This is a genomic window from Streptomyces albiflavescens (genome assembly GCF_014645835.1).
GTDB classification, from domain to species: domain Bacteria; phylum Actinomycetota; class Actinomycetes; order Streptomycetales; family Streptomycetaceae; genus Streptomyces; species Streptomyces albiflavescens.
Window position 1 is genome coordinate 299,591 of record NZ_BMMM01000006.1, and the last position, 21,704, is coordinate 321,294.

At 70.8% G+C, this 21,704-nt stretch carries 18 protein-coding genes and 1 tRNA gene; 11 read left to right on the plus strand and 8 right to left on the minus strand.

Features of this window, described 5'->3' with window-relative positions:
• Positions 1–298: 298 nt before the first annotated feature.
• The 4 genes from IEY95_RS18880 to IEY95_RS18895 form a co-directional block, all read right to left on the minus strand.
• Positions 299–1,588 carry an MFS transporter gene (locus IEY95_RS18880; RefSeq protein WP_189187201.1) on the minus strand — a complete coding sequence of 430 codons (1,290 nt, stop codon included), beginning with the start codon at positions 1,586–1,588 and terminating at the stop codon, positions 299–301.
• A gap of 107 nt (positions 1,589–1,695) precedes the next feature.
• Entirely contained in the window at positions 1,696–3,069 is a 1,374-nt protein-coding gene (gene pdxR / locus IEY95_RS18885; RefSeq protein ID WP_189187202.1) for a MocR-like pyridoxine biosynthesis transcription factor PdxR, read from the minus strand.
• A 128-nt stretch (positions 3,070–3,197) separates the two neighbouring features.
• The gene (locus tag IEY95_RS18890; RefSeq protein WP_189187203.1) at positions 3,198–4,700 is read right to left on the minus strand and encodes an aminopeptidase P family protein; all 1,503 of its coding nucleotides are present in this window, start codon (positions 4,698–4,700) and stop codon (positions 3,198–3,200) included.
• Between the two features lie 89 nt (positions 4,701–4,789).
• The gene (locus tag IEY95_RS18895; protein WP_189187373.1) at positions 4,790–6,301 is read right to left on the minus strand and encodes a PP2C family protein-serine/threonine phosphatase; all 1,512 of its coding nucleotides are present in this window, start codon (positions 6,299–6,301) and stop codon (positions 4,790–4,792) included.
• 483 nt (positions 6,302–6,784) lie between these two features.
• Here IEY95_RS18895 and IEY95_RS18900 point away from each other — a divergent pair, with 483 nt between their 5' ends.
• The gene (locus tag IEY95_RS18900; protein ID WP_189187204.1) at positions 6,785–7,450 is read left to right on the plus strand and encodes a bifunctional DNA primase/polymerase; all 666 of its coding nucleotides are present in this window, start codon (positions 6,785–6,787) and stop codon (positions 7,448–7,450) included.
• Positions 7,451–7,506: 56 nt separating this feature from the next.
• Complete coding sequence (locus tag IEY95_RS18905) at positions 7,507–8,067, plus strand: hypothetical protein (protein WP_189187205.1); 561 nt, start codon at positions 7,507–7,509, stop codon at positions 8,065–8,067.
• 233 nt (positions 8,068–8,300) lie between these two features.
• Here the strand turns inward: IEY95_RS18905 and IEY95_RS18910 are convergent, their stop codons facing one another.
• The 3 genes from IEY95_RS18910 to IEY95_RS18920 all read right to left on the minus strand — a co-directional run bounded on the left by IEY95_RS18910 (position 8,301) and on the right by IEY95_RS18920 (position 11,003).
• On the minus strand, positions 8,301–9,269 hold the full coding sequence (locus tag IEY95_RS18910) for a DUF5926 family protein (RefSeq protein WP_189187206.1): 969 nt from the start codon (positions 9,267–9,269) through the stop codon (positions 8,301–8,303).
• A 168-nt stretch (positions 9,270–9,437) separates the two neighbouring features.
• Positions 9,438–10,076 (minus strand): ATP-binding protein, encoded by a 639-nt coding sequence (locus IEY95_RS18915; protein WP_189187207.1) that lies wholly within the window; start codon positions 10,074–10,076, stop codon positions 9,438–9,440.
• A 117-nt stretch (positions 10,077–10,193) separates the two neighbouring features.
• On the minus strand, positions 10,194–11,003 hold the full coding sequence (locus IEY95_RS18920) for a glycerophosphodiester phosphodiesterase (RefSeq protein WP_189187208.1): 810 nt from the start codon (positions 11,001–11,003) through the stop codon (positions 10,194–10,196).
• Positions 11,004–11,260: 257 nt separating this feature from the next.
• Between IEY95_RS18920 and IEY95_RS18925 the strand changes: the two genes are divergently transcribed.
• The 3 genes from IEY95_RS18925 (at position 11,261) to IEY95_RS18935 (ending at position 14,672) form a co-directional block, all read left to right on the plus strand.
• Entirely contained in the window at positions 11,261–12,760 is a 1,500-nt protein-coding gene (locus tag IEY95_RS18925) for a S1C family serine protease (protein WP_189187209.1), read from the plus strand.
• Between the two features lie 46 nt (positions 12,761–12,806).
• Positions 12,807–12,893: transfer RNA gene (locus IEY95_RS18930), tRNA-Ser, on the plus strand.
• 339 nt (positions 12,894–13,232) lie between these two features.
• Positions 13,233–14,672: an FG-GAP and VCBS repeat-containing protein gene (locus tag IEY95_RS18935; protein WP_189187210.1), complete on the plus strand. Its 1,440-nt coding sequence runs from the start codon at positions 13,233–13,235 to the stop codon at positions 14,670–14,672.
• Positions 14,673–14,796: 124 nt separating this feature from the next.
• On the opposite strand, the gene IEY95_RS18940 is transcribed toward IEY95_RS18935, so the two are convergent.
• On the minus strand, positions 14,797–15,675 hold the full coding sequence (locus tag IEY95_RS18940) for a bifunctional DNA primase/polymerase (protein ID WP_189187211.1): 879 nt from the start codon (positions 15,673–15,675) through the stop codon (positions 14,797–14,799).
• Positions 15,676–16,057: 382 nt separating this feature from the next.
• Here IEY95_RS18940 and IEY95_RS18945 point away from each other — a divergent pair, with 382 nt between their 5' ends.
• The 6 genes from IEY95_RS18945 (at position 16,058) to IEY95_RS18970 (ending at position 21,455) form a co-directional block, all read left to right on the plus strand.
• A complete protein-coding gene (locus IEY95_RS18945; protein WP_189187212.1) occupies positions 16,058–16,363 on the plus strand; it encodes a hypothetical protein in 306 nt (101 codons plus the stop codon).
• Between the two features lie 237 nt (positions 16,364–16,600).
• On the plus strand, positions 16,601–17,833 hold the full coding sequence (locus IEY95_RS18950) for an acyl-CoA dehydrogenase family protein (RefSeq protein WP_189187213.1): 1,233 nt from the start codon (positions 16,601–16,603) through the stop codon (positions 17,831–17,833).
• 23 nt (positions 17,834–17,856) lie between these two features.
• Entirely contained in the window at positions 17,857–18,744 is an 888-nt protein-coding gene (locus IEY95_RS18955; protein ID WP_189187374.1) for a bifunctional MaoC family dehydratase N-terminal/OB-fold nucleic acid binding domain-containing protein, read from the plus strand.
• A gap of 1 nt (position 18,745) precedes the next feature.
• Positions 18,746–19,900: an acyl-CoA dehydrogenase family protein gene (locus IEY95_RS18960; protein ID WP_189187214.1), complete on the plus strand. Its 1,155-nt coding sequence runs from the start codon at positions 18,746–18,748 to the stop codon at positions 19,898–19,900.
• Positions 19,897–20,292 carry a MaoC family dehydratase gene (locus tag IEY95_RS18965; RefSeq protein ID WP_189187215.1) on the plus strand — a complete coding sequence of 132 codons (396 nt, stop codon included), beginning with the start codon at positions 19,897–19,899 and terminating at the stop codon, positions 20,290–20,292. Before IEY95_RS18960 ends, IEY95_RS18965 begins: the two co-directional genes overlap by 4 nt.
• Positions 20,289–21,455 carry a lipid-transfer protein gene (locus tag IEY95_RS18970; RefSeq protein WP_189187216.1) on the plus strand — a complete coding sequence of 389 codons (1,167 nt, stop codon included), beginning with the start codon at positions 20,289–20,291 and terminating at the stop codon, positions 21,453–21,455. Before IEY95_RS18965 ends, IEY95_RS18970 begins: the two co-directional genes overlap by 4 nt.
• The last annotated feature ends 249 nt before the right edge of the window (positions 21,456–21,704 follow it).

The window sequence follows — 21,704 nt, forward strand, 5'->3', positions numbered from 1 at the left end:
CCGGCACAGGGGCTGAGCTCGAAGTGGGTGCCGCTGATCGGTGCCGGCAGGGTGCCACTCACCGGTGCTGAGCAGGTGCCACTCCCTTGGGACGGCGCGGGCGCTGCGGCGCGATTGCCCGCGGCTTGGACGGGTGGGGCTGTGGCCCTTGCGGTGCGATTGCCCGCGGCTTGGACGAGTGGGGTTGCGGGCCCTGCGGCACGATTGCCCGCAGCTTGGACGAGTGGGGTTGCGGGCCCTGCGGCGCGATTGCCCGCAGCTCGGACGGCTGTCGCCCCGGGCGCAACAATGGCCGCAGCTAGGACGCGTGGGTTGCGGCCCCCACGGACCGATTGCCCGCGGTTGTGTACGGCAGATCGCCGACGCGCCTCGTGGCAGCCCACGTTGTCGCCGGCCCCATCCCGTACGAAGCCCCCACCATCAAGCCCCCCAGCAGCAGCCACCCCGGAGTCCCCCAGCTCACCAGCAGGGTCATCAGGACGAGTGGGCCCATGGTGCGGGCCACGGTGACGCCGGTGCCGAAGAAGCCCTGGTATTCGCCCATGCGGTCGGACGGGGCGAGGCCGAAGGCCAGTTGCCAGGAGCCCGCGGACTGCTGCATCTCGGCCATGACCTGCAGGACCGCGCCCGCCACGAGGATCCCGGCGGCGACAAGCGGGGTGGCGCCGGACGACAGGGCGAAGACCGCACAGGACGCCAGCATGACGAGCCCGGAGCGGCGTATCGCGCGCGTGGCGGTCGCGAGGTCCGTGACACCGCGGGCCATCCGTACTTGGAAGACCATCACCGCACCCGTGTTGAGCACGAACAGCGCGGAGACCAGCCAGGCGGGCGCTTCGGTGCGCTCCGTGATCCACAGCGGGATGCCGAGGCTCAACAGCGGCATCCGCAGCAGCAGCACGGTGTTGAGGAACGTGACCAACACGTACGGGCCGTCGCGCAGGACGCCGAGTCCTTGCCCCCGGCGCACGGCCACGGGTGCCGCGGCCGCCGGCGACGGCAGCCGCAACAGCAGCGCCGCGCACAGCAGGAAGCTCACCGCGTCCAGCGCGAACACCCCGAGATACGCGGCCCGGGTCCCCGCGTGCAGCGCGAGCCCGCCGAGGCCCGCGCCCACCGCCAGACCGGCGTTGAGCGTCGACTGGAGATGGGCGAGCAGCCCGGTCCGCTCCCCGGCCGGCACCAGCCCCGCGAGCAGCGCCTGCCGGGCCGCCGCGAGGCCCGACTGCGCGGACGCGTACGCGCACGCAGCGAGGACGAAGGGGACGAAGCCGCGGACGACCAGGAAGGACGCCACCGCCGCCGCGGTCGCCAGCGCCAGCAATGCCGCCGTGCCACGCGGCCCGCGCCGGTCGGCGAGCCGGCCCAGCGGCACCCCCACCAGGGAGCCGACCGCCCACGCGACGGTCAGCCCGAGACCCACGCGCGCGGGGGCGAGCCCCACGACATGCGTGAAGTACAGAGCGGACGTCACGTAATAGGCGCCGTCCCCCACGGAGTTGCCCAGCTGGGCGAGGGCCAGCACGCGCTGCGGGCCGGCGGGAGGAACAAGGCGGCTCGACGTGGGAAGTGCTGCCGGATTCGTCATGTCTCCGACGCTATGGGCCGGTTGGATCGCTCAACAGGCCCATTTCTCACGTCTTTTCATGACCCAATCCATGGCCTCCCATGACATCCGTCAGCTCCGGCCCGGGCTCACACCTCGTCCAGCACTCGCCCCAACACCTCCAACGCTTCGGGATACAGCCGCTCCCGAGGCGTCCCGTACCCCACGACCAGCCCCTGCGGGCGCCCCTCACCGGGCGCGTGCCAGTGGTCCCCGAGATGCCCGACCACGAGCCCCTCCTCCTCCGCACGGGCCAGTACCTCCGCCTCGTCCGCCACCTCCACCAACGCGTGCAGCCCGGCGGCGATCCCCCGTACGCTTCTGCGCGCCCCCAGCCGGTCCAGGAGCTGGTCCCTGCGCCGCCGGTACCGCAGCCGGCACGCGCGCACATGGCGGTCGTAGGCGTGGCTGTCGATCATCTCGGCGAGCGCCAACTGGCCGATGGACTCGGTGTGATGGTCGCTGTGCAGTTTGATGTCGGCGACCGCGTCGACCAGGTGCGGCGGCAGCACCATCCAGCCGAGGCGCAGTGCCGGCCCGAGCGTCTTGGAGGCCGTGCCCAGGTACACGACATGGCCCGGCGCCATCCCCTGGAGGGCGCCGACCGGCTGCCGGTCGTAGCGGAACTCCCCGTCGTAGTCGTCCTCGACGATCAGTCCGGCACGCGCGCGTGCCCAGTCGGTGAGTGCCCGCCGCCGTTCGGGGTGCAGGGTCACGCCGGTCGGGTACTGGTGCGCCGGCGTGACGACGACCGCGTCCGCGCGCACGGCGTCCAGCTCGCCCGGACAGGCGCCCCGTTCGTCGACCGGCAGCGGCACCACGGTTCCGCCGCTCCTGCGCACCACATCCCGGTGGAACGGCAGCCCCGGGTCCTCCATGGCGAGCGCCCCGCCGTTCAGCACCCGCGTGAGGAGCGCGAGCCCCTGTACGTACCCCGAAGTGATGACGATCCGCTCAGGCGGCGCGCTCACCCCCCGTGCCCGCCCGAGGTAGCCCGACAGCGCCGTCCGCAGTTCGATCCGGCCGCGCGGATCCCCGTAGTCGTACGCCAGGGAGGGTGCCGTCGCGATCGCCCGGCGCAGGGACCGCAGCCAGGCCGCCGCCGGGAACGTACCGACGTCCGGGCTGCCGGGGCGCAGATCGAAACGCGGTGCACGCGCGCGTGCACGCGCGCCCGGCGCCTCCAAAGAGGTGGCCGGCAACCGGGCGACCTCGGTGCCCGACCCCTGCCGTGCCGTCAAATACCCCTCGGCGATCAGCTGGTCGTACGCCCCCTTCGCCGTCCCGCGCGAGATGCCCAGCTCGGCCGCGAGCCGCCGGGTCGCGGGCAGCCGGGTGCCCGGAGCGAGCCGCCCGTCGCGCACGGCGTCCCGCAGAGCGCGCTCGAGCCCGGCCCTGCGCCCCGCAGCGGCGTCCGGTTCCAGATGCAGGTCCACGCCGACGCCGGACCAGAAGTCGTCCACGAAAAGCCGCCCCCCTAGGCACACCAAAAACCAGGGGGCCACCGGAAGCCCTCTGGACACACCAATGGCCGGGTACCCAGAAGGGCACCCGGCCATCAGTCTCGTATCAGCCCTCGCGGGGCACTATGTCAGCCCTTCAGGGATGCCATCCAGGCCTCGACCTCGGCGGAGCGGCGCGGGAGCCCCGCCGACAGGTTCCGGTTGCCGTCCTCGGTGACCAGAATGTCGTCCTCGATCCGGACGCCGATGCCGCGGTACTCCTCCGGCACCGTCAGGTCGTCCGCCTGGAAGTACAGGCCCGGCTCGACGGTCAGGCACATGCCCGGCTCCAGCGTGCCCTCGACATACGTCTCGGTCCGCGCGGCGGCGCAGTCGTGGACGTCCATGCCGAGCATGTGGCCGGTGCCGTGCAGGGTCCAGCGGCGCTGCAGGCCCAGTTCCAGGACGCGCTCGACCGGGCCCTCGACCAGACCCCACTCGACGAGCTTCTCGGCCAGCACGTGCTGCGCCGCGTCGTGGAAGTCGCGGTACTTGGCGCCCGGCTGCACGGCCGCGATACCGGCCTCCTGGGCCTCGTACACGGCGTCGTAGATCTTCTTCTGGATCTCCGTGTACGTGCCGTTGATCGGCAGCGTGCGCGTGACGTCGGCGGTGTAGAGCGTGTGTGTCTCCACGCCCGCGTCGAGCAGCAGCAGGTCGCCGGAGCGGACCGGGCCGTCGTTGCGCACCCAGTGCAGCGTGCAGGCGTGCGGCCCCGCGGCGCAGATCGAGCCGTAGCCGATGTCGTTGCCCTCGACCCGCGCGCGCAGGAAGAAGGTGCCCTCGATGTAGCGCTCGCTGGTCGCCTCGGCCTTGTCCAGGACCCGTACGACGTCCTCGAAGCCGCGCACCGTCGAGTCGACGGCCTTCTGCAGCTCGCCGGCCTCGAACGCGTCCTTGACCAGCCGTGCCTCGGAGAGGAAGACCCGAAGCTCCTCGTCGCGCTCGGCGGTCACCTTGTCGGTCAGGGCCGCCTCGATACCGGCGTCGTAGCCACGCACGACACGGACGGGACCGGTGGCTTCCTTCAGCTTGCCGGCCAGCTCGCGCACGTCCGAGGCCGGGATGCCGTACAGCTGCTCGGCCTCGGCGAGGGAGTGGCGGCGGCCGACCCACAGCTCGCCCTGGCCGGAGAGCCAGAACTCGCCGTTCTCCCGGTCGGAGCGCGGCAGCAGGTAGATCGTCGCCTTGTGGCTGCCCTTCCCATTCGGGGAAGTGGTCGGCTCCAGGACCAGGACGCCGTCCTCGGTCAGGTTGCCGGTGAGGTACGCGTACTCGACCGAGGCACGGAAGGGGTACTCCGTGTCGTTCGAGCGGGTCTTCAGGTTGCCCGCGGGGATCACCAGGCGCTCGCCCGGGAAGCGCGCGGAGAGCGCGGCGCGGCGGGCGGCGGTGTACTCGGCCTGTGCGATCGGCTCCAGGCCGCGCAGTTCCGTGTCGGCCCAACCGGACTTCATGTTCTCGGCCAGCTCGTCGGACACGCCCGGGTACAGGCCGTTCTTGCGCTGCTTGATCGGCTCCTCTTCGCCCGCTTCGTCAGCGGCGTCGTCGAGTACGGCTTCCGGGGTCTCCGGGTTGAGCGCCTCCGACACGGTCTGCCTCCTAGATACGACTCTGGACCCCCACCATCGTACGGTCGTACTGAAGGGGGCCCAGGGCCGGAAGACCTGTTACGTACGGCTCACTCGAAACGCGCCGCCAGAAGTACGACGTCCTCTTCGCTGTCGGCCTCGTCGAGTCCGTCCGGCAGCACACTCCGAAGGACGTGATCGGCGATCGCGCCCGGGTCCTCGCGCAGCGCCCGGGGGACGCTCGCCGCCGCCGCGTGCAGCCGGGCGAAGGCGCGGTCCATGGGGTCACCGGTGCGGTGCAGCAGGCCGTCGGTGTAGAGCAGCACGGTCTCGCCCGGCCCGGCGGTCAGTTCGACGCTCGGCGCCTCCCAGCAGGCGAGCATCCCCAGGGGGGCCGACAGGGAGGTCTCCACGAACTCCGTGCGCCGCGCGCCGATCACCAGCGGCGGGCTGTGTCCGGCACCGGCCAGCGTGAGCTTGCGCAGCGCGGGCTCACAGTACGCGAACAGGGCGGTCGCGGAGCGGGCGGGCTCGGTCAGCCGCAGCAGCAGTTCGAGGTCGGACAGGACGGCGACGGGGTCTTCGCCCTCCATCACGGCGTACGCCCTCAGGGACGCCCTCAGCCGGCCCATCGCGGCGACCGCGCTGGGCCCGGACCCGGTGACCGAGCCGACCGCGAGGCCGAGCGCTGCGTCGGGCAGCGGCAAGGCGTCGTACCAGTCGCCGCCGCCGCGGGGGCCCGTGCGGTGCCGTGCGGCGAGCTGGACGCCGGAGACCCGGGGAAGCCGTGGGGGGAGCAGCTCCTCGGAGATCGTCGTCACGCACGCGCGCGTGCGCTCCAGTTCCACCAGCCGTGCCAAGTGCTCGGTCGCGTACCGGGCGTAGAGGCCGATGAGATGGCGCTGGCGCTCGACCGGTTCGGCGGGCTCGTCGTAGAGCCATACGGCGGCGCCCAGTCGGCCCGCCGCCTCGGTGGTCAGGGGGAGTGCGTAGCTCGCGGCGTAGCCGAGCCGGGCGGCCACCTCGCGGTGGCGGGGGTCGAGGCCGTCCTCGGAGAAGAGATCCGGCTGGGTGATCTCGCCCTCGCCGCCCGGCAGTCCGTCCAGGATCTTTCCGTACGACATGGAGCTGCGCGGCACGGTCTCGATGTGGCCGAGATCCGCCCGGGCGAGGCCGAGGCCGATCGTGGTGTCGGGGCCGAGTCCGTCGCCCGGTTCCATCACGACGAGGCCGCGCCGGGCGCCGACGAGGGCGGCTCCGGCGCGCAGCAGTTCCTGCAGCGCGTCGCTCAGTGTCGCGGTGCGCGCCAGGCGCTCGGTGAGTTCGTGGAGCGTGGTGAGATCCGAGACCCACCCGGCGAGGCGATCTTGGAGTACGGCTCCGGCGCCGGTGGAAGAGGTGGCCGAAGAGACACCCGTGGCGGCAGGCGTCGGCGCGACAGTGTGTGCGGGCGAGGGAACCGTTGAATCGATTCCAGCCACTTTCGGAAGGTGAGGGGCGTTCATGACGTCCGGCTTTCCGACCGGTGCGTATTGCTCGATAGCATCGCAAACCCCCATGTCGTTCTGCGGCGCTAGCAGTGTCTCCACATGTACACGCACTCGTGAGGGGATGTCCAGCATTGTCCTGCTGGGATTCCTGGTGTCCATGAGACTGTCGGTAACCCTTGCGGGAAAGCAAAGTTGGCTTAAAACTGACTCGGGCAACGGCTTATTGAGGTCGACTGGCCTAGTTCGACGGAGCGTCACAGCGGTCGTGATGGGTACGTACTCGGAGAAGGCCAGGGGTGGTTGAGATCAGCCCGGAACCTGGCAGTGGACCCGGGCGTCTTAACCACCGACGACCGTGCCCCATCCTCCCGTGGTGGAGGCGGCAAGAAATACGCGGGACAGCAAAACGCCAGGCGCCGCCACCCCACGCCATGCCCATGCTTTAGACAGACGCAGTATGGACGCGGACGCAGCCAAACGCTCGACCCAGAGGGGTTCCCCTTGCCTCCAGCAGGGGTGTGATGCGCCAGCAGGTACGCACAGTGAAGTGATCGACACATGGTGTGATGTGGTCCTCGGTGTTGCCAGGCGTGCAACGGAAAGGAACGAGCGCTCATGCGCGAGATCCTCGGAAGGCGACGCAGGCTCCTGTCCAGGCGAAACAACGGGAGGCCTGAGGTGCTCGGCGCGGCCCTGACCTTCGCGACCGAATGGCGGTGGCCCGTACTCCCGGGTGTGGCGGCGGACCCGCAGGGGCGCGCCCGCTGCGGATGCCCCGACCCGGAGTGCACGGTGCCCGGCGCCCATCCCTTCGACCCCGGTCTCCTCGCGGCCACCACCGACGAGCGCATGGTGCGCTGGTGGTGGACCAACCGTCCGTCGGCACCCATCGTGCTGGCCACCGGCGGCTCGGCTCCCTGCGCGGTGAGCCTGCCCGCTCTCGCGGCGGCTCGCGCCCTCGACGTCCTCGACCGCAAGGGCATGCGCCTCGGCCCCGTCGTCGCATCCCCCGCGCGCTGGTCGATCCTCGTCGCGCCCTACTCCATGGAGCAGCTCGGCGAGCTGCTCTACGCCAAGGACTTCGTGCCCGGCTCCCTCCGCTTCCACGGCGAGGGCGGCTACATCGCGCTGCCGCCGTCCGAGACCGGCCAGGGCCAGATCCGCTGGGAGCGTGCCCCGCTGCCCGGCTCGGCCGCCCCCTGGGTGCCCGATGTCGAGGCCGTCGTGGACGCCGTGGTGGAGGCCCTCACTCGTACGGGTGTGAGCGCACCCGAGTTGTAGGGGTGTCGGGCGCGCGGCGAACCGAACGCCCGCTCCCGCTCGTTATCGTCCGCCCTATGCTGCGTCATTCCGGGGGGTGCCCCCCAGACCCCCGAAGAGTTCGCCTGGTGGCGCTGGCAGGCGTCGTGGCGTTCATCGTCGCCCTGCCGCTCACTGTGGCGTCCGCCGGTCCTGTGGGCGACGCGGCCCCCGGAGACGTACGCGGGTCCGCGCGTGCCGATGACCGACCGCAGGCTCCCGAGCCCACGCACTCTCCCCTGCTGCTCGGTCTCGGCCTCGCCACCGCCGCCCGGTGCGGACCCGAACTCTCCTCGCCCGACGGCATCGAGGCGCAGACCTGTGTCCTCACAGAGGGTGAGGACACCTGGGCGCGCACCTACTACCGCAACGCGAGCGGCGACGAGCTGAGCTCCGTACTGAGCCTCATGGGGCCTGGCGGCCGCACGGTGCAGATGAACTGCGCGGTGGGCGCGGAGGACGATCCAGGGGTGTGCGAGACGCCCAGGGAGCGGACGACGGGCGATGTCGGGGGCTACACGGCGGTCGCGGAGTTCGCGAAAGGTACCGCGGCCCATGGGCCGCTGTTGCTGCGTTCGGGGAGCAACTCGGGCCTGTAGCAAGGCCGTTGACGTCGCAAGGGATCGCGCGCATGGAAAGACCCGGCTGCTGGCGACGGGGGATGCACCAGCAACCGGGCTACTCGAACGGTAACAAGAGATCGGCGGTTCGCAAATTCGATCTCGGCTATTCGGACACGGATTTACCTGTCACAACGGCGAGTTGTGACAGGAGTCACCCGTTTGTGAGGTCCTGACCGGCTGACCGGCCGGTCAGTTCCCCAGTCTGTGCGTCAGCTGAGAGTCACCTGTCGGTTGGTGAGGCCGCCGCGCGCGCGGCGCTCGTCCGCGGTGAGCGGTGCGTCCGTGGCCAGAGCGGTGGCGAGGCGCTCGGCGAACTCGGCCGCCGGCTTTTCGATGTCGTCCGCCGTGACGCCCGTCGGCAGGTCCCAGACCGGCACCGTGAGCCCGTGGGCGCGGAAGGAGCCGACCAGTCGGGTGCCCTCCCCGAGGCTCGACCGACCGGCCGCGTGCAGCCGCGCCAGCGCGTCCAGAAGGTGCTCCTCCGGGTAGGGCATGACCCAGCGGAGGTGGTTCTTGTCGGGGGTCTCGCACCAGTAGGCGGCGTCGACCCCGGAAAGCTTCACGGTCGGGATGGCGGCGGCGTTGGCCCGCTCCAGGGAGGCGGTCACCTCCGGCGTCGCGTTCTCCGCGTCCGGGACCCAGAATTCGAAGCCCGCGTGCACAACTGGCTCGAACGCGCCTTCGGGGTCGAGCACGTCCTGCAGCCGCGGACCGCCGGCCGGGGCCCGCCGGCCCTCGACCGGAGTGCCGGGCTGCGCGGTGAGCGCGCGCTGGAGTGTGTCGGCCAGATCGCGGCTGATGTCACCGGACGCTGTGTCGTTCTGCAGGCCGAGCAGGACCGAGCCGTCGTCGCGGCGCAGCGCGGGCCATGCCATCGGCAGGACGGTGGCGAGCGTGACCGAGGGGACGTCCTCGGGGAGCTTCTCCTTGAGCTTCAGCTCGACCGTCGCGGCGGGCACCAGCTCGCGCAGCGCGACCCAGTCGCCCTCGCCCTGCAGGCCCTCGAAGGGGCGGTGCACCAGCTCGGTCACGGCGTGCGCGGCCGCTCGGCCGTGACAGGCCTTGTAGCGGCGGCCACTGCCGCAGGGGCAGGGCTCGCGAGCGCCGACAACCGGGATCTCGCCGCCGTCCTTCAGCTGCGGCTGCTTGGCCTTCGTCTGGGGTCGCTTCTTGGCCATCGTGGGTGTCTCCCGATCACGGCTCGTCTCGTACGGGCGCGAGCCTAGCCGTTCGTACGAGAGCTGATGGGACCCTGTGGACAACGCACCGAGTCGTCCCGGAACGGACGCTTCGGTCGGGGTCGGTGTCGTGGCGAGTCGAGCCCGCTCGGCGCGGCGCGGTCGGGTTCAGTCCAGGTCGTCGAAGGCGTCCGCGAAGTCCAGGTCGGGTGTCGCCGACACGGTCGGTGACGCGACGCGCGTAGCGAAATCGTCACGCCGACGCGCGGCCGTCGTGTCGCCCACGTCTTCCTGGACGACGACCCAGACCGTGACCTCGCCGCGGGCGTCGTCCCGCACGCCCCAGTCCTTGGCGAGCGCCGTGATGATGTTCAGCCCGCGGCCGCCGTGTGCGGTGACCGAGGGCGTGGCCGGAACCGGGCGGGTCGGACCACCGCCGTCCGTCACCTCGACGGTGAGTCTTCCGAACGGATCGATGCGCCACGCGGCCCGGACGTCGCCGTCGCCGGCCAGGGCGTCGCCCAGCGGCCTGCCGTGCCTGCACGCGTTGCTCAGTAGTTCGGAAAGGATCAGTACGGCATCGTCGATGACCGATTCAGCCACGCCACTGGAGCGCAATTGATCACGCATCCGGTGTCTTGCTTCCCCCACGCCCGCAGGGCCATGGGGTACGGCCATGCTCGACGACGTGGGCACCTCCTGTGCCACCACCAACGCCACCCCCGAGACCTCCTTTGCCCCACGCCACGGTGTGGATGCCCCTCTGGGCTGGACCGGAAACCGGCCAATCCACGTCTGCTGACGCACTCGTAACGTTCGAATACAGAACGAACGCGCCGGTGCACTCCCTGTAATCGCGTGGCCTGAATTCGACGTCGGAGTCCGGGGTTCCGAAGGCGGCGTCCTGGAAGCGGTGCCCCGAAGTCAGCGGCCCAGCTGGCGCAGCACCGCGCGCGGGCGGTTGGTGATGATGGCGTCGATCCCCAGCTCAACGCAGAGATCGACGTCCTCTGGCTCGTTCACGGTCCAGACGTGTACCTGGTGTCCGGCTCGTTTCAGTCGTTCGATGTACGCGGGGTGACTGCGTACGATCCGCATCGAGGGGCCCGCGATCCGGACACCCGCCGGAAGCCGTCCGTCGCGCAACCGGGGCGAGATGAACTGCAGCAGATAGACCGTGGGCAAGTTCGGGGACGCGGCGCGGACGCGGTGCAGCGAGCGTGCCGAGAAGCTCATGACGCGTACGGGCGACTCGGCCGCGGACTCCGGGGCGTCCAGGCCGAAACGCTTCAGCAGGACCAGCAGCCGCTCCTCGACCTGGCCCGCCCAGCGGGTCGGGTGCTTCGTCTCGACGGCCAGCTCGACGCGGCGGCCCGCGTCGGCGACGAGTTCGAGCAGCCGCTCCAGGGTGAGGACGGAGGTGTCCTCCGGGTCCCCTGGGCCGTACTCCCAGTCGGGGGACTCGTCGCGGTTCTTCCAGGCGCCGAAGTCCAGCGCGGCGAGCTCGGCGAGCTCCAGAGCCGAGACCGCTCCGCGGCCGTTGGACGTACGGTTGATGCGGCGGTCGTGAACACAGACGAGATGGCCGTCCGCGGTCAGCCGTACATCGCACTCGAGGGCGTCCGCACCGTCCTCGATCGCCTTCTTGTACGCGGACAGGGTGTGCTCGGGGGCCTCTTCGGAGGCACCCCGGTGGGCGACGACCTGAATCGGGTGCTGTCGTGCGAGGGTCACCGCGTCATGGTGCCACCGTCGCGGGGCGGACGTGAGGTCTGAGACGTCAGGAATGTATGTATTTCGCCGGACGTGTCCGTTATAAAGGATGGTCCCGGACCCACAGCCACCGCTTATGGTGCTCTGACGGCCGGTGGGAAAAGCTGACGGCGTACACATGCACATGCACAGCTGAATCGCGCCGGACCGTCGACAAGCGTGAGTGAGCGTGACCGAGTGCGACCGAGAACAACAGCCGTGGATCGAGGAGAAGAGCTGTGAGCACCGAGAACGAGGGCACCGCAGTACCCCCGGCCCCGTCCGCACCTCCTGTGCCGGTGGACACTCCCGCTGCTTCCGCGCAGAACGTTGCGCCCGAGGGGGGCGCACCGACCGCCCCGATCCCGGCGGTGCCTCCGAGCGCCCCCGGCGCGCCGGAGCAGGCACCGGCGCTCGCGGAGCAGCCGGCGTATGCGTCCGTCGGAGCCGGACAGGGCGCCGACCCGCACGGACAGGGCACCGGAGCCCCCGGCTCCGCGGCCGAGGCGGGCTGGCCGCCTCCGCCGCCTGCCGTTCCGTCGTACGCGGACGGTGGTGGCTCGGGGGCCGGCGGCTGGGGTTCCTCCTACCAGCAGCCCGCGCCGAAGCCCAAGAACGGGCGCGGCGGCCTGGTCGCCGCGATCCTGGTGGCCGCGCTGGTCGCGGGCGGTGTCGGCGGCGGCATCGGTTACTCGCTGGCCAGGAACAACGACAACAACGGCACCGACTCGACGACGGTTTCCGCCCCGAGCGGCAGCGGCGACGTGAAGCGCGCCTCGGGCACGGTCGCGAACGTGGCCGCCAAGGCGCTGCCGAGCACCGTCACCATCGAGGCCGAGAGCACGAACGGCGAGGGTGGCACCGGCACCGGTTTCGTGTTCGACACCCAGGGCCACATCCTCACCAACAACCACGTCGTGGCGGACGCGGTCGACGGCGGCAAGCTCACCGCCACCTTCCCCGACGGCAAGAAGTACAACGCCGAGGTGGTCGGCCACGCGCAGGGCTACGACGTCGCGGTCATCAAGCTCAAGAACGCCCCGTCCGACCTGAAGCCGCTCGCCCTCGGCGACTCCGACAAGGTGGCCGTCGGCGACTCCACCATCGCGATCGGCGCGCCCTTCGGTCTCTCCAACACGGTGACCACGGGCATCATCAGTGCCAAGAACCGTCCGGTGGCCTCCAGTGACGGCAGTGCCAGCAGCAAGGCCTCGTACATGAGCGCCCTGCAGACGGACGCCTCGATCAACCCGGGCAACTCCGGTGGCCCACTCCTTGACGCGCAGGGCGCGGTCATCGGCATCAACTCGGCGATTCAGTCGTCGAGCAGCGGCGGCTTCGGCGGCACCAGCCAGTCCGGCTCCATCGGCCTCGGCTTCGCGATCCCGATCAACCAGGCCAAGCACGTGGCCCAGCAGCTGATCAAGACGGGCAAGCCGGTCTACCCCGTGATCGGTGCGTCGGTCTCGCTCGAAGAGGGCACCGGCGGCGCGAAGATCACCGAGCAGGGCGCGAGCGGCTCGGACGCGGTCACCCCGAACGGGCCCGCCGACAAGGCCGGCCTCAAGCCCGGCGACGTCATCACCAAGCTCGACGACCAGGTGATCGACAGCGGTCCGACCCTGATCGGCGAGATCTGGACCCACCAGCCCGGCGACACCGTCAAGCTCACCTACACGCGCGACGGCAAGACCCACACCGTGGACGTCACCCTGGGGCAGCGCGAGGGCGACAGCTGACCGGCTAGTCTTGTCCCCGCGCCGCCGACGATCGTGGGCGGCGCGGGGTGGGTTGCCCGAGCGGCCTAAGGGAACGGTCTTGAAAACCGTCGTGGCAGCGATGTCACCGTGGGTTCAAATCCCACACCCACCGCAGATGGAAGGCCCTCGACCAGCAACGTCGGTCGAGGGCCTTCCTCATGCACGTTTCCTGCTGATGACCGCGACTCTCCGTGAGTCCCCGGTCGATCGGGCACGGATGGGGCACGAGCTTCAGTCGCCCTGGAACCACAGGTAGCTGCCCGGAGTGCCGGCACACTGCTCCAGCAATTTCGCAAGTGACCTCTAACGCCGCCATCTACGTCGGCCGACGGGGGGCAGAGCCGATGAGCCGGGGACACGTCCCTTGTGTCACTGCAGCCCCGTATCCTCCGGGGTACACGATCTTCACGCGGTCCGAGGAAGGGCCGCCTGTGAACCCGGGGGGGTTCTCATGCGCGAGAGAGCGCTGATCACGGCTGCCGTCTGCGCGGCCACGATTCTCGGCGGTACGGCCCTGGCGCCGAGTGCCGGTGCCGCGTCGGCAGCCGGCAAGGGCAACTTCGCCGACTTCAACGGTGACGGGTACGCGGACCTCGCCGTCGGAGCGCACACCGCGACCGTGGGTGGGGTTACGAGCGCCGGTGTCGTCACCGTTACCTACGGCTCCGCCACGGGCCTGAAGTACGACACCGCGTCCATCATCAGCAAGGCCACGGACGGGGTTCCCGGGGATCCCGAGCAGAACGACAGGTGGCGGGAAGTCAGCGAGTTCGGCGACCTGGACGGTGACGGGTACGACGATCTGGTCGTCCACTGGCTCGAGAAGAACATGATCCTTTGGGGCAGCAAGAACGGGATCACGGGCGCGAGCACCACCCTGCCGACCGGCACCTACAGCCCCACCTCACCAAAACTGCTCGGAGGCGGCATCGGGGTGGGCGACGTCAACGGCGACGGGATCGACGACTTCGTCAGCCGTGGCAACAACGGCACCTCCTACGGCACCTCCGTCCTGCTCGGCCCGCTCGACCGGACCACCGGCAAGCCGGCCGGGGTGTGGCACCGCGACACCCCGACCCTGGACGGCGTCGCGACGTCCACGCTCTATGTGGGTGACATGACTGGGGACGGCACCGCCGACATCGTGGTGAGCGGCGAGACCGTGGGCGGCAACGGCGCGGCGGGTGGCGTGGTGCTCAAGGGTTCGACCACCGGCCTGGTCAAGGGCAGCACGTACGCGGGCCCGTACTCGTACTACAGCTTCAGCACCAACCACTATCCCGCCGCCTTCGGCGACCTGAACAAGGACGGCTATCAGGACCTCGTCACCGGATATCCGGGCCAGAGCAAGATCTATGTGACCTACGGCGGCCCGGACGGCGTGAGCAGCACGAAGAGCGCCCGTTCCTACACCCAGGCCAGCACGGGTGTCCCCGGTGCGGACGAGGAGGGCGACAAGTTCGGCTCGGCGGTGGCCATCGGCGACACCAACAAGGACGGCTATCCCGACGTGGTCATCGGCGTTTCGCACGAGACGGGTTCCGGCACGGCGGCGAGCATCCACGCGGGCGCGATCACCGTGCTGCGCGGCAGCGCATCCGGGGTCACCACGAGCGGCGCCCAGTCGTTCACCCAGAACGCCGAGGGCATCCCCAGCACCTCGGAGAACGAGGACCACTTCGGTATCGCGGCCGCCGTGCTCGACGCCGATGGGAACGGCAGCCCCGAGGTGTACGTCGGCGGCAATGGCGAAGACCACTACAAGGGCCGCGTCTGGAAGCTGGCGACCGGCGTGTCGGGCGTCACCGGCACCGGTGCCGTCAGCTTCCACCTGGGCTCACTCGGCGGCCCGGTCGGCGGTGGCAACTTTGGCTACCGCTTCGCCGGCTGACCCGTCGGCTGACACCGGCTGGCTCCTGGCCGACCCATGACACCGACCGAGGCCGGCGTGGCACTGAGCCGCGCCGGCCTCGGCCGTGGGGTGGTCAACCGCGGTGGCTTCGGCCGTGGGGTGGTCAACCGCGGTGGCGGGGCGACGGGGCCGTCATCCGCGCCGCGGAGGCGATCGTCGAGCGGGCCTCGCGTTCGGTGAGGCCCGTCTGGACGGCGGCTTCGACAAGGGGGTCGGTCAGTTGGGGGCCGATGCCGTTCTCGTAGGCGCGGCAGGCGGCCCAGAAAAGACGAGTGTTGCGCTGGCCTTCGTGGGCGGCGAGTACGAACTGGACCAGCCCCTGGCCGTGTTGGCCGGTCGCGGAAGGCGTGGGGTGGTGCGCGCGGGGCGGGGGCATGAGCAGGCGCAGCAGTTCGCGCGGGCAGGGCGCCGGTGCGAGATGCGCGGTGCCGGGAGCCGTGGCGTACACGCCGCGTTCGGTGCGTGAGCCGGGGCCGACGAGGTAGCCGCCGGCGCCGCGGATGTCGATGCCGGGGGCCAGGCGGCTCGCCGAGTTGGGGACGACCACGTCCGGCGGTCCGCTCAGCCAGAGATGGCGACCGCCGCTGGGAGTCATCACGACGACCGTGGCCGGGATCGTGAAGAGGTGGCGGAGCGCGAGTTCGCGCAGGGCCGTCGAGGAGTCCGTACCGGATTTGGTGTCGAGGTCGATGCCGATGAGGTGGTGCGGATGCAGTCCGCAGGCGATGCCGTAGCCGGTGGCCCAGGGGGCGGCGGCGAAGAGTTCGCGGATGCGCCGGGGGTCGGTCGAGGCGTCGTACACACCGTGTCCGAAGCGGCCGCATTCGCCGTGGCAGGGGGAGGGATCGGGGTCGTCGCGGTGGGGGGAACGCAGGGCCGGGAGCTTCGTTCGGGACAGCGGGATCACCGCCAGTCCGCGCTCGGCTGCGGACAGGGCGTGGGCCAGGGCCAGGGTTGTGGCCTGCCGGTCGATGGTGGCCATGACTCCATGTTCGTACGAGTGTTCGAAAAAAGGAAGGGCTGACCGGACACGCGAGGGCGCGGGGTGGGCGCCAGGTGAGATTGGCCGAAAATGTGCCGGAACGCTTCAGCCCTTGCGGCGCCTGGGTTGAGTCGCCTGCCGGGGGCTGAGCAGGGGCTTTGTGGGGGCGAAGTGGGCGTGAAGGGGGTTTATCGACATGTCCTCACGCTTGAGGGCGAATCACGGCTTCCGGGGTGGTTCGCCGGGGATTCGGTGGGCAACTCTGGACTCGCGACGTCGTGAACAACTCCGAGGCGGTCGGCCAACTGCCTTGGAACAAGCCGTATTTCACGTACATCCCGGTTCACCGCCGGTGCGTACAACCGGTTATGGAGGAATTCACATGGCAAGCATCCGTACCGCCCGCGTTCTCGCCGCCGTCGCAGCCCTGCCCCTCGCGGCCGCCCTCTTCACGGGCGTCGCGGCGGCGGACAACGGCGCCTTCGCGGACGACGGATCGAACGCGGGAGTGGCGACCATCAGCCGCAGCGGGGTCGGACACGACAACTACGGCAACTCCTCCACCACTCAGCAGCAGGCGGTCGGCTCCGGTGCCTCGAACCAGAGCAACACGGCCCAGGTGAACGGCTCCGCCTTTACGGCCATCGACCAGTCGACCACCGTCGTCAACTTCACCAACCTCTGGTGAGCCGGGGGCCGGTGCGCTCACATCGGCCCGGAAATCCCCGTGCGGGGTTGTGCTCTGTGGGGTGGTAAGGCATCTGCGCGGCGGTACTTCGGTGCCGCCGCGCAGACGTGTTCGCGGCACGGGCGGACCCGCTCACGGGCAGGCGGCGTGGGGTCCCTCCGGCGACCTTGACAGTCGACAGTATCTGACGGACAGTCAGAAACCCTTGTTCGTACGAGGTCCGGGAGGGCCGCCGCCGTGCACCTCGCCCCCACCGAGCGCCAGCAGCGGCTGCGCGCCGAGCTGCGTGCGTACTTCCGGGACCTGATGCCCGAAGGCCCACCGCCCGCCGACGACCACGGAGGGCAGCGGGCCCTGCTCCGTCGCATCGGCGCCGACGGGCTGCTCGGGCTCGGCTGGCCGGTCGCGTACGGAGGCCAGGGGCGCGGCGCGGACGAGCAGTTCGTGTTCTTCGACGAGGCGTACCGGGCCGGCGCGCCGGTGTCCATGGTCACGCTGAACACCGTCGGGCCGACGCTCATGAAGTACGGGAGCCGGCAGCAGAAGGACTTCTTCCTGCCGCGCATCCTGAGCGGAGCCCTCGTCTTCGCCATCGGGTACTCGGAGCCCTCCGCGGGGACGGACCTCGCCTCCCTGCGGACACGCGCAGTGCGGGACGGCGATCGCGGGGCTGACGCCGATCGTGGGGGTGACGCCGATCGTGGGGATGACGGCGATCTTGCCGGCGGCGGCGATTGGCTCATCGACGGACAGAAGATCTTCACCTCCAACGCCCAGAACGCCGACTGGATCTGGCTCGCCTGCCGCACCGACCCGGACGCGCCCAAGCATCAGGGCATCTCGATCCTCCTCGTGCCCACGGACGCGCCCGGCTTCTCGTGGACCCCGATCGAGACGGTGGGCGGGCTGACGACCACGGTGACGTATTACGACGGGATCCGCGTCCCGGCCGCGAACCTCGTCGGCGAGGAGAACGGCGGCTGGGGGCTCATCACCAACCAGCTCAACCACGAGCGGGTCGCGCTCGCCGCGATCGGGATGCAGGCCGAGGACTTCTACGCGGCCGCGCTGGAGGCGGCGCGTACACCCGATCCAGTGACGGGTCGGCGTCGGATTGACGAGCCCTGGGTGCGATCCCGGCTGGCCGAAGTGCATGCCCGACTGGCGGCATCACGCCTGCTCAACTGGCGTTTGGTGGGCGATGTGGGGGCCGGACGGCTGGCGCCCGGCGACGCGAGCGGCGTGAAAGTCGTGGGAACCGAATCCGCGGTCGCGGTGTACCGAATGTGTCAGGAAATTGTGGGAGCGGACGCGCTGGTGCGCTCCGGTTCGCCGGGGGTGTTCGGGGACGGCGAGCTGGAGCGGATGAACAGGGCGGCACAGATCAACACGTTCGGGGGCGGGGTGAGCGAGGTGCAGCGGGAGATCGTGGCGACGATGCGGCTCGGGATGAAGAGGGGGCGGCGGTGAGCGACGAATCGGACGAACTGGCGATGCGGTTGAAGGCGTTTGAGGGGCGGGCCGCAGCCGTCGCGGGCGCGGGCAAGGACCCGGTCAACGAGCCGATGATCCGGCACTGGTGCGAGGCGATGGGCGACACGAATCCGGCGTACGCGGGGCCCGAGGCCATAGCGCCGCCCACCATGCTCCAGGCGTGGACGATGGGCGGTCTCTCGGGCCACACGGGACGCTCCGGCGCGTACGACGAGCTGCTGGGACTGCTCGACGACGCCGGCTACACCTCCGTGGTCGCCACCGACTGCGAGCAGGAGTACGTACGCCCCCTGCGCCCCGGGGACGAGATCACCTTCGACGCGGTGATCGAGTCGGTCTCCGAGCGCAAGACGACCAAGCTGGGGACGGGCCACTTCGTCACGACGCGGATGGATGTGCGCGCGGGAGGGGAACTGGCCGGGACGCACCGGTTCCGGATCCTCAAGTACGCGCCGGCACGCGGGAAGCCGAAGGCCAGGCGCCCGAGGCCGGTCGTCAACCGGGACAATGCCGGGTTCTGGGAGGGCGTCGGGCAGCACAAGCTGCTCATCCAGCGGTGCGGTGGGTGCGGGAGCCTGCGGTTTCCCTGGCTGCCAGGGTGCGGCGCCTGCGGCTGCCTGGAGTGGGACACGGTCGAGGCGAGCGGCGAGGGGTCGGTCTACTCGTACGTCGTCATGCACCACCCGCCCTTCCCGGCCTTCGACCCTCCCTACGCCGTCGGGCTCATCGAGCTGGCGGAGGGCGTGCGGATCGTGAGCAACGTGGTCGGGGTGCCGTACGACAAGGTGCGGATCGGGATGCCCGTGCGGCTCCAGTTCGAGCGGTACGACGAAGAGTTGGTGCTGCCGGTCTTCCGGGCCGGCGAGACCGATGGCGGGGGGAGCTGAGATGGACTTCACGCCGACCGAGGAGCAGGCGGCCGCCCGTGACCTGGCCGCACGGATCTTCGGCGACCTCTCCACGCACGAGCGGCTCGCTGCGGCTGGAACCGGCAGCGACGCCGAGCTGTGGAAGGAGCTGTGCGCGGCCGGGCTCGTGGCGGCCGTGGCGGACATAGGACTCCTCGGCCTGGTGCTCCTCCTGGAGGAGCAGGGGCGCACCACGGCTCAGGTGCCCTTCGCGGCGAGCTGTGTGTACGGGCTGCTGGCGGTGGCGGCGCACGGTTCACGGGAGCAGCGGGAGCGGCTCGTGCCGGGGATCGGGGACGGCACGGTGGTGGTGAGCGGGGCCATCGCTGATGCGGGGGCCGTGCGGGAGGAAGCAGCGGGGCGGCTGAGCGGTGTGGTCCCCGTGGTGCCCTGGCTGCGGGACGCCACCCATGTGCTTGTCGCGGACGACCGGCGTCGGCTCTGGCTGGTGCGGACCGCCGAGGCAGGGTGCGAGCCGGTGGAGCTGACGGCGCCCTGGTCGGCGGGACGGTTGACGCTCGACGGGACGCCGGGAGAGCGGCTGGGTGCGTCGGCTGGGCGGGAAGATGCGCCCGTGGGCACGCGGGCAGGGAGCGAGGAGGCTTCCGCGAGCAAGCCGCCTGGGCGGGAGGAGGCTTCCGCGAGCGCGTCAGGCGGGCGGGAAGAACCCTGCGTGGATGCGTACGAGGACGTGCTCGCTCTCGCGCGTACCGCCTTCGCGGGGCTGCAGGCCGGGGTGTGTGCGGGGTCGCTGGCGCGGGCCGTGGAGCACACCAACGGGCGGGAGCAGTTCGGGCGGCCGCTCGCCGCCAAGCAAGGGGTTCAACTCCGGGCCGCCGACGCGTACATGGACACCGAGGCGATACGGGTGACGGCATACGAGGCGGCGTGGCGCCGCGACGAGGGGCTGGCGTATGCGACGCACGCCCTGACCGCCGCGTGGTGGGCGTCCGAGGCGGGACAGCGAGTGGTGCACACGGGCCAGCATCTGCACGGCGGGACGGGGGCCGACCTGGAGCATCCCGTGCACCGGCACTTCCTTTGGGGGCGGCAGCTCGACGCGTATCTGGGGTGCGGGAGCGAAGTGCTCCAGGAATTGGGGGATTTGATCGTGAGCGGGGAGGTGGAGACATGAGGGTCGGCGACGCACTGCCGCCGCTGGAGATCGAGGTCACGCGCACGCTGATCGTGGCCGGGGCGATCGCGTCGCGGGACTACCAGGACGTGCACCACGACGCGGAGCTGGCGCGGCAGAAGGGTTCACCCGACATCTTCATGAACATCCTGACCACCAACGGCCTGGTCGGGAGGTACATCACCGACTGCCTCGGACCGGACGCGGTGCTCCGCAAGGTGGCCATACGCCTCGGCGCACCCAACTACCCGGGCGACACCATGGTGTTGACCGGCTCCGTGGAGGAGGTCGCGGGCGACACGGCGACGGTGCGGGTGGTCGGGGCGAACGGCATCGGCAGACATGTGACCGGGACTGTGACGGTCACTCTTCCGCCCGGAGGCGCCCGATGAGCGTACGGATGAGGGACCGCCTCGGCGGAAGGGCGGCGGTCGTCGGAATCGGGGCCACCGAGTTCTCCAAGGACTCGGGGCGCAGCGAGCTGCGGCTGGCGGTGGAGGCGGTGCGGGCCGCGCTCGACGACGCCGGGCTGACGCCGGGGGACGTGGACGGGATGGTCACGTTCACGATGGACACCAGCCCCGAGATCACCGTCGCCCAGGCGGCCGGCATGGGGGAGCTGTCCTTCTTCTCGCGGATCCACTATGGGGGCGGGGCGGCCTGCGCGACCGTCCAGCAGGCGGCGCTCGCGGTGGCGACCGGGGTGGCCGAGGTGGTGGTCTGCTACCGGGCGTTCAACGAGCGGTCGGGCCGGAGATTCGGCTCGGGCGTGCAGCAGCGGGAGCCGTCGGCGGAGGGCGCGGCGCTGGGCTGGTCACTGCCGTTCGGGCTGCTCACGCCCGCGTCCTGGGTGGCGATGGCGGCCCAGCGGTATCTGCACACGTACGGACTGACGCCCGAGGCGTTCGGCCATGTCGCCGTGGTGGACCGGAAGTACGCGGCGACGAACCCTGCCGCCTACTTCCACGGCAGACCGATCACCCTCGCCGAGCACGCGGCCTCGCGGTGGATCGTCGAGCCGCTGCGGTTGCTGGACTGCTGTCAGGAGACGGACGGCGGCCAGGCACTGGTGGTCACCTCGGTGGAGCGGGCCCGCGATCTCCCGCATCCCCCCGCGGTGATCACGGCCGCCGCCCAGGGCGCGGGCCGGGCGCAGGAGCAGATGACCAGCTTCTACCGGGACGACCTGACCGGGCTTCCGGAGATGGGCGTCGTGGCCCGGCAGCTGTGGCGGACGTCCGGGCTGACCCCGGCGGAGATCGACGTGGGGATTCTGTACGACCACTTCACTCCGTTCGTGCTGATGCAGCTGGAGGAGTTCGGGTTCTGCAAGCCCGGGGAGGCCGCGGACCTCGTCGCCGAGGAGCGGCTGCCGCTCAACACACATGGAGGGCAGCTCGGGGAGGCGTATCTGCACGGGATGAACGGGATCGCTGAGGCGGTACGACAGCTCCGGGGCACGTCCGTGAACCAGATACCGGAGGCCGGCCGCGTTCTCGTCACCGCGGGCACGGGGGTGCCTACCTCGGGGCTGATCCTCGGGACGGACGGGTGAGGGCGTCCGAGTCCGCCCGAGTTCGTCCGAGTTCGTTCGTCCGAGTCCGTCCGAGCGCGCCCGGGGTTCAGCCCACTGCATCGAGGTCCCGTGCGCCGACCCGGGGTTCCCGCCCACTTGCCCCAAGGCTCCGTGTACTGCCCCGAGGTCCCGTGCACCACCCCCGAGGTCCCGTCCACGGTCCCCAGGACCCCTCCACTGCCCCTGGGTACTGCCACGGTAGTCGTCCCTCAGGGGTGAACCCTCAGG

Excerpts from the sequence above, each read along its gene's own strand:
- IEY95_RS18940 (WP_189187211.1), bottom strand. The coding sequence starts at position 15,675 with ATGGCCACCATCGACCGGCAGGCCACAACCCTGGCCCTGGCCCACGCC.
- IEY95_RS18965 (WP_189187215.1), top strand. The coding sequence starts at position 19,897 with ATGAGGGTCGGCGACGCACTGCCGCCGCTGGAGATCGAGGTCACGCGC.
- IEY95_RS18960 (WP_189187214.1), top strand. The coding sequence starts at position 18,746 with ATGGACTTCACGCCGACCGAGGAGCAGGCGGCCGCCCGTGACCTGGCC.
- IEY95_RS18900 (WP_189187204.1), top strand. The coding sequence starts at position 6,785 with ATGCGCGAGATCCTCGGAAGGCGACGCAGGCTCCTGTCCAGGCGAAAC.
- IEY95_RS18935 (WP_189187210.1), top strand. The coding sequence starts at position 13,233 with ATGCGCGAGAGAGCGCTGATCACGGCTGCCGTCTGCGCGGCCACGATT.
- IEY95_RS18955 (WP_189187374.1), top strand. The coding sequence starts at position 17,857 with ATGCGGTTGAAGGCGTTTGAGGGGCGGGCCGCAGCCGTCGCGGGCGCG.
- IEY95_RS18970 (WP_189187216.1), top strand. The coding sequence starts at position 20,289 with ATGAGCGTACGGATGAGGGACCGCCTCGGCGGAAGGGCGGCGGTCGTC.
- IEY95_RS18945 (WP_189187212.1), top strand. The coding sequence starts at position 16,058 with ATGGCAAGCATCCGTACCGCCCGCGTTCTCGCCGCCGTCGCAGCCCTG.
- IEY95_RS18905 (WP_189187205.1), top strand. The coding sequence starts at position 7,507 with ATGCTGCGTCATTCCGGGGGGTGCCCCCCAGACCCCCGAAGAGTTCGC.
- IEY95_RS18895 (WP_189187373.1), bottom strand. The coding sequence starts at position 6,301 with ATGCTGGACATCCCCTCACGAGTGCGTGTACATGTGGAGACACTGCTA.
- IEY95_RS18880 (WP_189187201.1), bottom strand. The coding sequence starts at position 1,588 with ATGACGAATCCGGCAGCACTTCCCACGTCGAGCCGCCTTGTTCCTCCC.
- IEY95_RS18910 (WP_189187206.1), bottom strand. The coding sequence starts at position 9,269 with ATGGCCAAGAAGCGACCCCAGACGAAGGCCAAGCAGCCGCAGCTGAAG.